Genomic DNA, 13413 nt, shown 5'->3' with positions numbered 1-13413 from the left:
CATCACACGCGCCAGCATCGGCACGATTATGCGCACGAACATCAGAGGGTTGGCTTCCTTGTAAGCCATTGCTTGCATTACCGGATGACGATACAGAACGGCTACGCGCACCGTTATGCACGTCGGTAGAAATCGTATTTAGAGGTGGAGGGGAGAATTTTGTGGTGAGGAAATCGCTGCCGGAGTCTGAGCCTCCGCGCCGGGTGCTGCGGTTGATGTGTTTACCTTGTCCAGTACAGGACGCAACCATTCGCGATCTCCATAGTGAGTCAATATCACTGCCGGGAACTACCGCTGTCTTATCTTAAGTACATCAGGAATTATCATAAATGCAACATTTATTTTACCTAGATGCAACCTTTAAGACTGCTCCTGCAGCGGAATCAGTCTCATATATGAATATTACAGAAATATAACAACAAGATAGTCATATGGAAAAATAATGTCCCCGCGAACTGTCGCAGGGACGATTATCAGGCTTCTATCAGACCTTGAGCGAGCCAGGTCTTCGCGTCACGCGCGCCGGGCAGGGCAAAGAAATAGCCGCCGCCGATGGGCTTGATGTACTCCTCCAGCGCTTCGCCGTTGAGCCGCTTCTGCACGGTGAGGAACCCTTTCTCCAGATCGTGCTGATAGCAGACAAACAGCAGTCCCATATCAAGCTGACCGGAATTGGTCACCCCCAACGAGTAGCTGTAGCCCCTGCGCATCATCAGGCTGGACTGGGTCTCTTTGGTGCGAGGATTGGCGAGACGAATATGGCTGTCCAGCGCGATGACATCTCCGTTCGGATCGCGGGCGTAGTCGGGTTCATCGTGCTCGTGCTTCATGCCGAGCGGTGCGCCGGTTTGCTTATCGCGGCCGAAGATCGTCTGCTGCTCTTTCAGCGGCGTGCGGTCCCAGAACTCCACGTGGAACTGAATGATACGCACCGCCTGATAGCTGCCACCCGCCGCCCAGGCCGGTTCGCCCTGATCCGCCGTCACCCAGACCACGTTTTTCATCAACACGGTATTGCTGCTGTCCGGGTTGGCGGTACCGTCTTTGAAGCCCAGCAGGTTGACCGGCGTCTCTTTCCCTTTACTGCGCGCGGCGTGGTCAGAGATAAAACCTTCCCGCTTCCAGCGCACGCTGAGCAGATCCGGGGTGTGCTTGATGATATCGCGCAGGGCGTGGATCACCGTATCCTGGGTATTGGCGCAGATCTGCAACAGCAGATCGCCGTGGCACAACGCCGCGTCGAGAGAGTCATTCGGGAATCGCGTCATTTTTTGCAGCGCTTTCGGCTTCTGCTTCGCCAGACCGTAGCGATCATCAAACAGCGATTCCCCCACCGACACGGTGATGGTCAGATTATCGGGAGCGATAAACGCCCCGAGGATCCCGGAATCCATCGGCGGCAGGCGCGGATTCGGTGTTTCCGGTGCCGGACCGCCCGCCGTAAGGAAGGCAATGCGCGTGGTCAACAGCCTGAACAGACGCTCAAGGTCAGCCTTATCACTCGCCAGCGAATCGAAAGCCACCAGCATCATCGAGGCCTGCTGCGGCGTCAGGATTCCTGCCTGGTGCTCACCATAAAACGGCTGCGTTTCCATACGCGCATCCGGGGAGAGCGTGCCGGGGGCACTTTGCGGTTTTGCCGCATGCGCCACCGGACAGCCGCCCGCCAGGGCAAACGCGCCGCCCAGCGCCCCTACCCCTTTTAACAACCGACGTCGGGAAGGTTCCGCCACGTCGTACTCATCATGCTTGTTCATCGCTTAGTCCAGACCCAGAACGCCACGCAGCAGGGAGAGATCTTCCGCCAGCGTCGTAATCGGGCCTTTCAGCGCGTTACGGTCAGCATCGGTCAGCTTGTCGTAGGTTTCGAACCCGTCTTTGGTACGGTATTTCGCCAGGATGGCGTTAACTTTCTTAAAGTTGGCATCCACTTTCGCCAGCAGTTCGCCGTTCTCTTTTTGCAGCTGGGGCCGCAGCAGATCGACAATTTTCTGTGCGCCGTCGACGTTTGCCTGGAAGTCCCACAGGTCGGTGTGGCTGTAGCGATCTTCTTCACCGCTGATTTTGCTCGCGGCCACTTCTTCAATCAGACCCGCAGCACCACCCACCACTTTCGACGGCGGGAAGGCCAGCTCGCTGATGCGTTTTTGCAGCTCCAGCACGTCGCTGTTGAGCTGATCGGCGTATTTCTCCATCCCTTTGGTGGAGCTATCGCCAAACAGGGCTTTTTCCAGGCGGTGGAAGCCGGTGAATTTCGGATCGGCGGCCTTCTGCTCGTAGTCATCTTCGCGGGCGTCAATGCTGCCATCGAGGTCAGAGAACAGCTCGGCAATCGGCTCGATGCGCTCGTAGTGCTGACGTGTAGGCGCATACAGGGATTTCGCTTTTTCGATATCGCCCGCTTTCACCGCGTCGGTAAAGGCTTTGGTGCCTGCCACCAGGTCAGCCGTCTCTTTGGTGACGTAGGCTTTATAGGCGGTAATGGCGTCGCCGAGGCTCAGCAGCGCGGTGCCTTTGGCCGCGTCCGCCGTCGCTGCGCCTTTGACGATCAGCTTACCTTTCGGGTTAGTCAGCAGGCCGCAGGTCATGTCATATTCCCCCGGCTGAAGATTAGCGGTCATTTTCTGGCTGAAGCCAGGCGCGATATTTTCACGCTCTTCTACCACCATCACGCCTTTCAGGATCTCCCACTCCAGCGCCTTCTGGCTGTGGTTCTGAATAATAAACTGGGTTTTACCGCTGTTAACCGTGATGGTCATCGGCTCGCACTGTTTATCGTTGACGGTGACTTTTACCTGCGGAATATCTGCTGCCTGAGCGGCGAAGGCAGACGCGAACAGCGCTGCCACACCAACCTGTAACGCGCTACGACGGAATTGAATAGCCATGTCTCTTCCCTTTAAAGTATGTTGTAACTAAACAAAGCGCTTCACGGCGCAGTACGCGACGGCTGAGCGCTGGGGCGCGATGGCATGAAGAACAGCACCAGGGCCGGAATAAGATAGATAAAGTACATCGCCACCTCGCTGACGCTCGGCGTTTCCTGATAGCCGAAGATACCTTCAAGGAGCGTGCCGGTCAGTGAGTGGGTGGAGAGAACGTTACTAAGATCAAACGCCACGTCCTGGAAGTGGTTCCACAGGCCCGCTTCATGGAAGGCGCGGATCGCCCCTGCCGCCAGCCCCGCGGCCACCAGCAAAATAAACAGGCTGGTCCACTTGAAGAACGCGCCCAGGTTAAGACGAATTCCGCCCCAGTAGAGCAGGAAGCCAAGCACAACCGCCGTGGCCAGCCCAAGCATCGCGCCCAGCGGCGGCCAGATGCCCACGTCCTGCTGAAAAGCCGCGAGCAGGAAGAACACTGACTCCAGGCCTTCACGCGCCACGGCGAAAAAAACCATCATGATCAGCGCCCAGCCGTGGTGGTTGCCTTTTTGCAGGGCGTTATCCACCGCCTGCTCCAGCTGTACCTTCACGTTACGGGAGACCTTGCGCATCCAGAACACCATCCAGGTGAGGATCACCACCGCTATTACGGCAACAATGCCTTCAAAAAGCTCTTGCTCTTTCTGAGGAAATTCACCGGTGGTTTCGTTGATAAGAATACCCAGCCCCAGGCAGAGCGCCGCGGCCAGGAAGACGCCAACCCACATCACGCCGATCCAGCGTCCACGCTGGGTGCGCTTCAGATAACTGGCGATAAGGCTAACAATCAGGGCCGCTTCAAGGCCTTCACGTAACATAATGAGAAAAGGAACAAACATGCAGACACCTTAAATGTTTATCGCGGTCAACTGATGCAAAGAAAGGTAAATTCTTGTGATAGTGATTATCATTACGGCTACAAGAAAAACAAGCGAAATATGTGGAGTTTTGATGACCAGATGTAAACGCATTGCGGAATAATAATTGCCTGAGTAACCGTTGCGTTTATAAGGTATAACGAAAATGCCCATTTACGGTTAACCGGGGCTGTGGCTAAATGTCCGCCTCGAAAACCAACTGAAAATAAACCATGTTTAAAATTGTCCATTTCCTGCTGGCGCTGGTGATTATTCTTGCGCTTGCCTGGCTGGTGAGTTTCGACCGCCGAAAAATTCGCATTCGTTTCGTTTTACAGCTGATCGTGATTGAAATCGCGCTGGCATTCTTTTTTCTGCATGCAGAAAGCGGCCTGTTCATTATTAAACATGTCTCCGGTTTCTTTGAGTCACTGCTTAAATTCGCTGCCGAAGGGACGAATTTTGTCTTTGGCGGGATGGGTGAAAAAGGGCTGGCGTTCATTTTCCTTGGCGTGCTCTGCCCCATTATTTTTATCTCGGCGCTGATTGGTATTCTGCAGCACTGGCGTATTCTGCCGATCTTTATTCGGGTTATCGGGACGCTGCTGTCAAAACTGAACGGCATGGGCAAGCTGGAATCCTTTAACGCGGTGAGCTCACTGATACTCGGTCAGTCTGAAAACTTCATTGCCTACAAGGGCGTGTTGGGCGATCTCTCCTCACGCCGCCTGTTTACGATGGCTGCAACGGCGATGTCGACGGTTTCGCTGTCGATTGTCGGTGCCTATATGACCATGCTCGACGCCAGATTTGTCGTCGCGGCACTGATCCTGAACATGTTCAGCACCTTTATTATCCTTTCGGTCATTAACCCGGCCCGCCCGGAAGCCGAATCCGATATCAAACTGGAAAAGCTGCATGAATCCCAGAGCTTCTTTGAAATGCTGGGCGAATATATTCTGGCCGGTTTTAAGGTGGCGATGATTATTCTGGCGATGCTGATTGGCTTTATCGCCCTTATTAGCGCCGTTAATGCCCTCTTCGCCAGCGTATTTGGCCTGAGCTTCCAGCAGATTCTGGGTTACGTGTTTTATCCGCTGGCGTGGCTTATTGGTATTCCGCTGAGCGATGCCTTAAGCGCGGGCAGTATTATGGCAACCAAACTGGTGGCGAATGAATTTGTGGCGATGATCGAGCTGCAAAAAATAGCCCACCAAATGTCACCGCGCGGGCTGGGCATTTTATCCGTATTTCTGGTGTCGTTCGCTAACTTTGCCTCCATTGGTATTGTGGCGGGGGCAATAAAAGGTCTGAACGAGCAACAGGGTAATGTGGTGTCGCGGTTTGGTTTACGCCTGGTATACGGGGCAACGCTGGTGAGTTTGCTGTCGGCGAGCTTTGCGGGGTTGGTGTTGTAAGTTTTGTGCGGTTAATGCCCGGCGGCGCTTCGCTTACACGGGCCTACGATACAACAACGGCGGGATTTCCCGCCGTTTTTTATTAAAACTGTACGCACACCGGCTGGTCGACCCGCATCACCGACTCCTGTGCGAAGCGGGATTTATAAATACCGCGTAAAGCCTCAATGTTTTTCTCGCTCTGTGCGTCTTTGCCGTGGATCAGCATCAGCGCCTTGCTCGGCTCGCGCGCCACCTTGCCGTCGTTGCCCAGCCACTGACCGCGGGCATCAAACACCGTTAAGCCATCGCGAAAGCGCGGCGTCACGTCCTGGTCGACAAACTGCTGCCATTCGTTGCCTATAATTTGCGCCCCGGCAGGACGGTTTAAGCCGAAATAGAGCGTGGTTTGCTGCATCTGATTTTCTGCTTTGCAGGTTTCCACCGCCGCATGCTGCGCGGGTGCGTTACAGCCCGCCAGCATCACGAATGCTGCCACCATTAGCCCTGTTTTAATTCTCATTGATGAAGACTCACATAGGTGAAAGGACTATCCCCTCTCCCCACCGGGGAGAGGGTTAGGGTGAGAGGGAAATTACTCAGCCTGGAGCTTAGACGGCGGCGCTGAGTGGTAATGCGCATCCGCTTCCGCAAAGCGCTTCTGCATAGATGCAGACGGCGCTTTACCCAGCAGGCTAAACACCACAATACCGAGGCTGCCGAAGATGAAGCCCGGGATAATTTCGTACAGGCCCAGCCACGCGAACTGTTTCCAGACGATAACGGTAACCGCACCGATGATCATCCCCGCCAGCGCGCCGTTGCGGGTCATGCGTGACCACAGAACGGAGAATAGCACCACCGGACCAAATGCGGCGCCAAAGCCCGCCCACGCGTAGCTCACCAGCCCCAGCACGCGGTTTTCCGGGTTAGCCGCCAGCGCAATCGCCACCAGCGCCACCAGCAGCACCATAAAACGCCCTACCCACACTAACTCTTTCTGGCTCGCGCCCTTACGCAGGAACGCTTTGTAGAGGTCTTCGGTGATGGCACTGGAGCACACCAGCAGCTGACAGCTCAGGGTGGACATGACTGCCGCCAGGATCGCGGAGAGCAGGATACCGGCAATCCACGGGTTGAACAGGATCTGCGCCAGCTCGATGAACACGCGCTCGGCGTTCTGGTTCACCGCGCCCGCCTGCGCCGGGTTGTTGTTGAAGTAGGCGATACCGAAGAAACCGACCGCGCACGCCCCCGCCAGACACAGGATCATCCACGTCATGCTGATGCGACGCGCGTGAACGATGGTGTGGTGAGAATCCGCCGCCATAAAGCGCGCCAGAATGTGCGGCTGACCGAAGTAGCCCAGGCCCCATCCCATCAGGGAGACGATGGCCACGAAGTTCAGCCCTTTCAGCATATCGACGTTTTCGATGCTCTTCTGCTTGATCACTTCCAGCGATTCGCCAAAGCCGCCGACGGTAAAAATCACAATTATCGGGGTAAGGATCAGGGCGAAAATCATCAGACTCGCCTGCACGGTATCGGTCCAGCTTACCGCCAGGAATCCGCCCACGAAGGTATAGAGGATGGTCGCGGCCGCACCGGCCCACAGCGCCGTTTCATAGCTCATGCCGAAGGTGCTTTCGAACAGACGCGCGCCCGCCACAATGCCGGAGGCACAGTAGATGGTGAAGAACAGCAGGATCACCACCGCAGAGATAATACGCAATATGCGGCTGTTATCTTCAAAGCGTCCCGTGAAGTAATCCGGCAGCGTCAGGGCGTTGTTGTTGGCTTCGGTATGCACACGCAGACGGCCTGCTACCAGCTTCCAGTTGATCCATGCGCCAACGGTCAGGCCGATGGCGATCCAGCTTTCGGAGATACCGGAGATGAAAATCGCGCCCGGCAGCCCCATCAGCAGCCAGCCGCTCATGTCGGATGCGCCCGCTGAGAGTGCGGTGACCATCGGGCCCAAGCTGCGCCCGCCGAGGATGTAGTCGTCAAAGTTTTTAGTGGAACGCCATGCCAAAAACCCTATCAGGATCATGCCAAAAATATAAACGAGAAATGTCACCAGCATCGGTGTGCTAATAGCCATTCAAATTCTCCAAAATGTCGAGCGACAGCCGTCCGGGCTGCCTTGTTATGTCATCACCGGAACGTAGTGATGTGTGTATGTGTTTCCGTTGGGCGCGCTATCCTGCCGTATACGCATCCCACTGACAAACGATTTAACACTGCATTTACATGAATTTCATCCCTGGTTTTATACGTCTTTCCTATAGGTTGCACTCGCTCACGCTTTTACGGGTTGCACCTTTAAAAAGTGTTAAGCACCGCATAAAAACTGGGCTCAGAAACCGCCGCGCGTTCTTTTTCACAGCTAACTAATCGTTAACAATCCATTCATTTTCCAGCTTGCAGACCAGGTCACATTTAACACGGTTGCACAAAGTTGCAACATGGTGGATATTTCACGCTATCAACAGAACGCTATTACAGAACAACAGGAGTTTTGGCATGGGGATGACCACCATGGGGGTTAAGCTGGATGACGCTACCCGCGAACGGATTAAAACCGCTGCGACCCGTATCGACCGCACGCCGCACTGGTTAATCAAGCAGGCGATTTTTAACTATCTGGAAAGACTGGAGAGTGAAGAAGGTCTGCCGGAGCTGCCTGCCCTGCTGGCGGGCGCTGCGAACGAAGGCGAAGAGGCCGCGACGGCCGCTGATGAGAACCACCAGCCGTTCCTGGAATTTGCCGAGCAGATCCTGCCGCAGTCCGTCAGCCGCGCCGCCATTACCGGCGCCTATCGCCGTGCCGAAACCGACGCCGTGCCGATGCTGCTGGAGCAGGCGCGCCTGCCGGAAGCCGTTGCCGCTCAGGCGCACAGCCTGGCGTATCAGCTCGCCGACAAGCTGCGTAATCAGAAAACCGCCAGCGGACGCGCCGGTATGGTGCAGGGTCTGTTGCAGGAGTTCTCCCTCTCCTCGCAGGAAGGCGTGGCGCTGATGTGTCTGGCGGAAGCGCTGCTGCGTATTCCGGATAAAGCCACCCGCGATGCCCTTATCCGCGACAAAATCAGCAACGGCAACTGGCACTCCCACATTGGCCGCAGCCCGTCCCTGTTTGTGAACGCCGCCACCTGGGGCCTGCTGTTTACCGGCAAGCTGGTCTCCACCCATAACGAAGCCAACCTGTCGCGCTCCCTGAACCGTATTATCGGCAAGAGCGGCGAGCCGCTGATCCGCAAGGGCGTGGACATGGCGATGCGCCTGATGGGCGAGCAGTTCGTCACCGGGGAAACCATTGCCGAAGCGCTGGCGAACGCCCGCAAGCTGGAAGACAAAGGCTTCCGCTACTCCTACGACATGCTGGGCGAAGCGGCGCTGACCGCCGCCGACGCGCAGGCCTACATGGTCTCTTACCAGCAGGCGATCCACGCCATCGGTAAAGCGTCCAACGGTCGCGGTATTTATGAAGGGCCAGGCATTTCTATCAAGCTTTCCGCCCTGCACCCGCGCTACAGCCGCGCGCAGTACGACCGGGTGATGGAAGAACTCTACCCGCGCCTGAAGTCCCTGACCCTGCTGGCGCGCCAGTATGACATCGGCATCAACATCGACGCCGAAGAGGCGGATCGTCTGGAGATCTCCCTCGATCTGCTGGAAAAACTGTGCTTCGAGCCGGAGCTGGCGGGCTGGAACGGGATTGGTTTCGTTATCCAGGCCTACCAGAAACGCTGCCCGTTCGTCATTGACTACCTGATTGACCTGGCCAGCCGCAGCCGTCGCCGCCTGATGATCCGTCTGGTGAAGGGCGCCTACTGGGACAGCGAAATCAAACGCGCCCAGATGGAAGGACTGGAAGGCTATCCGGTCTATACCCGCAAGGTCTACACCGACGTCTCTTACCTCGCCTGCGCGAAAAAACTGCTCGGCGTGCCGAACCTGATTTATCCGCAGTTCGCCACCCACAACGCCCACACCCTGGCGGCGATCTACAGCCTGGCGGGTCAGAACTACTATCCGGGCCAGTACGAGTTCCAGTGTCTGCATGGCATGGGTGAACCGCTGTACGAGCAGGTGACCGGTAAAGTGGCCGACGGCAAGCTGAACCGTCCGTGCCGTATTTATGCCCCGGTAGGTACCCACGAAACCCTGCTGGCCTACCTGGTGCGTCGTCTGCTGGAGAACGGGGCGAACACCTCCTTCGTTAACCGCATCGCCGATACCACCCTGCCGCTGGACGAACTGGTGGCCGATCCGGTACAGGCCGTAGAGAAGATGGCGGCGCAGGAAGGCCAGATTGGTCTGCCGCATCCGAAGATTGCCCTGCCGCGCGAGCTGTATGGTGCAGGTCGCGTCAACTCGGCGGGTCTGGATCTCGCCAACGAACACCGTCTGGCGTCGCTCTCTTCTGCCCTGCTTAACAGCGCATTGCAGAAGTGGCAGGCCAAACCGATCCTTGAGCAGTCCGTTGAAGACGGTGAAATGCAGCCGGTGATCAACCCGGCAGAGCCGAAGGATATCGTCGGCTACGTGCGCGAAGCCACAGAAGCGGAAGTGGATCAAGCTTTGGAGAGCGCGGTGAACAACGCGCCAATCTGGTTTGCCACCCCGCCGCAGGAGCGTGCCGCCATTCTGGAACGCGCGGCGGTGCTGATGGAAGATCAGATGCAGCAGCTTATCGGCATTCTGGTGCGTGAAGCGGGTAAAACCTTCAGCAACGCCATCGCCGAAGTGCGTGAGGCGGTCGACTTCCTGCACTACTACGCCGGTCAGGTGCGTGATGATTTCGACAACGAAACGCACCGTCCGCTCGGCCCGGTGGTCTGTATCAGCCCGTGGAACTTCCCGCTGGCAATCTTCACCGGCCAGATTGCCGCGGCCCTTGCCGCAGGCAACAGCGTGCTGGCAAAACCGGCAGAGCAGACTCCGCTGATTGCCGCTCAGGGCATCAACATTCTGCTGGAAGCGGGCGTACCGGCGGGCGTGGTGCAGCTGTTGCCGGGGCGCGGTGAAACGGTGGGTGCCAAACTGACCTCCGATAACCGCGTGCGCGGCGTGATGTTTACCGGTTCGACCGAAGTAGCCTCCCTGCTGCAACGCAACATCGCCACCCGTCTGGATGCGCAGGGCCGTCCAACGCCGCTGATCGCTGAAACCGGCGGCATGAACGCCATGATCGTGGACTCCTCCGCGCTCACTGAGCAGGTCGTCGTTGACGTGCTGGCCTCTGCCTTCGACAGCGCGGGTCAACGCTGTTCCGCCCTGCGCGTGCTGTGCTTACAGGATGACGTGGCTGACCACACGCTGAAGATGCTGCGCGGTGCGATGGCGGAATGCCGCATGGGCAACCCGGGCCGTCTCACCACCGATATCGGGCCGGTGATCGACGCGGAAGCCAAAGCCAACATCGAAAACCACATTCAGACCATGCGTGCCAAAGGCCGTCCGGTGTTCCAGGCGGTGCGTGAGAACAGTGAAGATGCCCGCGAGTGGCAGACCGGCACCTTCGTGCCGCCAACGCTGATTGAGCTGGCAAGCTTCGACGAGCTGAAAAAAGAGGTCTTCGGCCCGGTACTGCACGTTGTGCGCTACAACCGTAACAACCTCAACGAGCTGATCGATCAGATCAACGCCTCGGGTTACGGCCTGACGCTCGGCGTGCATACCCGTATCGACGAAACCATTGCCCAGGTGACCGGCAATGCTAAAGTCGGCAACCTGTACGTCAACCGTAATATGGTCGGCGCAGTCGTGGGCGTGCAGCCGTTCGGCGGCGAAGGCCTCTCCGGCACGGGCCCGAAAGCGGGCGGTCCGCTCTATCTGTACCGTCTGCTGGCAAACCGTCCGGAAAATGCGCTGGGCGTGACGCTGGCGCGTCAGGACGCGGACTATCCGGTGGATGCGCAGGTGAAAGCCGTGCTGACCCAGCCTCTGGACGCGCTGATTAAGTGGGCAGAAAACCGCCCTGAACTGCGTGCAATTGCGCAGCAGTACGGCGAGCTGGCGCAGGCCGGTACCCAGCGCCTGCTGCCGGGTCCAACCGGTGAGCGCAACACCTGGACGCTGATGCCGCGCGAGCGTGTGCTGTGCGTGGCGGATAACGAGGAGGATGCGCTGGTGCAGCTGGCAGCCGCAACGGCAACGGGCTGTGAGGTGCTGTGGCCGGAAGATGCCCTGCATCGCGACCTCGCCAAACAGTTGCCAAAAGCGGTCTCGGCTCGCATTCGCTTTGCGAAGGCCGATGCCCTGCTGACCCAGCCGTTTGACGCGGTGATCTACCACGGTGATTCCGACCAGCTGCGCGAACTGTGTGAGCAGGTTGCGGCCCGCAGCGGTGCCATCGTTTCCGTGCAGGGCTTTGCGCGCGGGGAAACCAACCTGCTGCTGGAGCGTCTGTACGTGGAGCGCTCGCTCAGCGTCAACACCGCGGCGGCAGGCGGTAACGCCAGCCTGATGACAATCGGTTAATCGTGTAAACTTTCCCCGGTGACGCTACGCTTACCGGGGCTACAAAATCACCGTAGGCCGGATAAGCGCAGCGCATCCGGCTTTTTTACACGGAGGGAATGATGAAAAGAGTATTTCTCGCAGGCGCAGCCCTGCTCATGAGCGCCAGCGCGCTTGCCGACGAGTGCAACAACGCGACCACCCAGCTTGAACTGAACACCTGTAGCGCGCAGCAGTACCAGGCCGCCGATAAAAAGCTCAACGAGACCTATCAGGCCGCCATCAAACGTGCGGCTGCACCTCAGCGCGATCTGCTGAAAAAGGCGCAGCAGGCGTGGATCAGCCTGCGCGACGCGGACTGTGCGTTTATCGGTTCGGGTACGGAAGGCGGGAGCGTTCAGCCAATGATTGTGAACCAGTGTCTGGCGGAAAAAACCGTGGAGCGCGAAGCGTTTCTGGCCACGCTGATGCAGTGTGAAGAGGGCGACTTAAGCTGTCCCCTCCCGCCGGGCTGACGCGGCACTGAACTATTCCCTCTCCCACAGGGCTGAGGGTTCCCCACAAATTAATGCGAGCACTGAGCAATCCCCTCGCCCCTCCGGGGAGAGGGTTAGGGTGAGGGGAACATACGGCGGTGGTGGTCATTCCGTTCACTTTATGTTCCTTGCTACTCTGTAACGACATGACCGGTGAACGTGCCAGGGTGGCTCAGTCGCCACCACCCTGGCGACCCGGGCTCCCGGCGGTAAATCGCCGCTTCGCGGTGCCCTCGGCTTATTCCTTCCGGCTTATCGGGTACGAGCGGAGGCAACGTCCCTGTAAAGCCGCCCTCTCGGCGCATCCCTGCGCCTCGCCCCGGCCTGCAGGAAACGCCTCAGCGATTTACAGCCGGACCAGGGCATCGCTGACAGCCCTCAGTCATTTAGAAAGCAACTTTATTGCTTCTGCATAAAAAAATTACTGGGGATCCCTCAGCCCCGCGGGAGAGGGTTGGGGTGAGGGAAATTAGCGCACACGGATCCCTTCGATAATCATCCGCTGCACGTTTTCCAGGGTGCTCTGGAAAAACGCCTCGTCCTGGAGCGTTTTACCGGTTACCGCCTCGACCTGGGCCGCGAAGTCAGCGTAGTGCTGGGTTGAGGCCCAAATTATGAAAATCAGATGCTGCGGATCGACGGGCGCCAGTTTTCCGCTGGCGACCCATCCGGCAATAATGGCCGATTTTTCGTCCACCAGCTGCTTTAGATCTCCCGTCAGCTCCGCCTGCAACAGCGGCGCGCCCTGCAGCATCTCCAGACAAAACAGCCTCGATGCCTGGGGATAATCACGCGATACCTCCAGCTTCAGGCGTATGTACTCCTCTATCGCCACCAGCGGGGCCAGCTCTTCGCGAAATGCTTTAAGCGGTGCGAGCCAGATATCCAGGATCTGCTGCATCACCGCCACATATAGCGCCTCTTTCGACGGGTAGTAGTAGAGCAGATTGGTCTTGGACACCCCGGCCTGCTCCGCCACCTGCTCAAGGCGCGTACCGTGAATACCAAACTGCGAAAATGTCTCCAGCGCGGCGCTGAGGATCGCCTGTTTCTTGGCGCTCACCGCCTGCGAACGTTTACCGGGTGTTTTCACTGCGCCTTGTGTCATTTTCGCTCTCCATTTTCTGTCCTGCGCTCAGCATAGCAAAACCCCCGTCTCGCCACGACCTTCTGCACCCTCAGCGCGCATGAGTGCCTGTTTTCTGTGCAATGATTTTGACCACTTAGTCCA

At 57.7% G+C, this 13413-nt stretch carries 9 protein-coding genes; 3 read left to right on the top strand and 6 right to left on the bottom strand.

The window, feature by feature from the left end:
- Positions 1-473: 473 nt before the first annotated feature.
- The 3 genes from efeB to efeU are packed head-to-tail and all read right to left on the bottom strand — an operon-like array spanning position 474 to position 3763.
- The gene (gene efeB / locus L3069_RS07850; RefSeq protein WP_038415811.1) at positions 474-1757 is read right to left on the bottom strand and encodes an iron uptake transporter deferrochelatase/peroxidase subunit; all 1284 of its coding nucleotides are present in this window, start codon (positions 1755-1757) and stop codon (positions 474-476) included.
- A gap of 3 nt (positions 1758-1760) precedes the next feature.
- Entirely contained in the window at positions 1761-2888 is a 1128-nt protein-coding gene (gene efeO, locus L3069_RS07845; RefSeq protein WP_038415810.1) for an iron uptake system protein EfeO, read from the bottom strand.
- 41 nt (positions 2889-2929) lie between these two features.
- Positions 2930-3763, bottom strand: a complete 834-nt coding sequence (gene efeU / locus L3069_RS07840; RefSeq protein WP_038415809.1) for an iron uptake transporter permease EfeU — start codon at positions 3761-3763, stop codon at positions 2930-2932.
- 251 nt (positions 3764-4014) lie between these two features.
- Here efeU and L3069_RS07835 point away from each other — a divergent pair, with 251 nt between their 5' ends.
- Entirely contained in the window at positions 4015-5199 is a 1185-nt protein-coding gene (locus L3069_RS07835; RefSeq protein ID WP_038415808.1) for a NupC/NupG family nucleoside CNT transporter, read from the top strand.
- 82 nt (positions 5200-5281) lie between these two features.
- Here the strand turns inward: L3069_RS07835 and L3069_RS07830 are convergent, their stop codons facing one another.
- Positions 5282-5701 carry a DUF3574 domain-containing protein gene (locus L3069_RS07830; protein WP_100167846.1) on the bottom strand — a complete coding sequence of 140 codons (420 nt, stop codon included), beginning with the start codon at positions 5699-5701 and terminating at the stop codon, positions 5282-5284.
- A 72-nt stretch (positions 5702-5773) separates the two neighbouring features.
- Entirely contained in the window at positions 5774-7282 is a 1509-nt protein-coding gene (gene putP, locus L3069_RS07825) for a sodium/proline symporter PutP (protein WP_022647686.1), read from the bottom strand.
- A gap of 422 nt (positions 7283-7704) precedes the next feature.
- Here putP and putA point away from each other — a divergent pair, with 422 nt between their 5' ends.
- Together putA and L3069_RS07815 are read left to right on the top strand one after the other, a co-directional pair.
- Positions 7705-11667, top strand: a complete 3963-nt coding sequence (putA, locus tag L3069_RS07820) for a trifunctional transcriptional regulator/proline dehydrogenase/L-glutamate gamma-semialdehyde dehydrogenase (protein ID WP_038415807.1) — start codon at positions 7705-7707, stop codon at positions 11665-11667.
- Between the two features lie 101 nt (positions 11668-11768).
- Positions 11769-12161, top strand: a complete 393-nt coding sequence (locus L3069_RS07815; protein ID WP_038415806.1) for a lysozyme inhibitor LprI family protein — start codon at positions 11769-11771, stop codon at positions 12159-12161.
- Between the two features lie 490 nt (positions 12162-12651).
- Here L3069_RS07815 and rutR read toward each other — a convergent pair whose 3' ends face one another.
- Positions 12652-13290 carry an HTH-type transcriptional regulator RutR gene (gene rutR / locus L3069_RS07810; protein ID WP_038415805.1) on the bottom strand — a complete coding sequence of 213 codons (639 nt, stop codon included), beginning with the start codon at positions 13288-13290 and terminating at the stop codon, positions 12652-12654.
- Between the last annotated feature and the right edge of the window lie 123 nt (positions 13291-13413).

The organism is Enterobacter cloacae complex sp. ECL411 (genome assembly GCF_021869665.1).
Classification (GTDB): Bacteria; Pseudomonadota; Gammaproteobacteria; order Enterobacterales; family Enterobacteriaceae; genus Enterobacter; species Enterobacter intestinihominis.
Note: the sequence above shows the minus strand (reverse complement) of the source record. Positions and strands in the feature narration are given on the sequence as shown.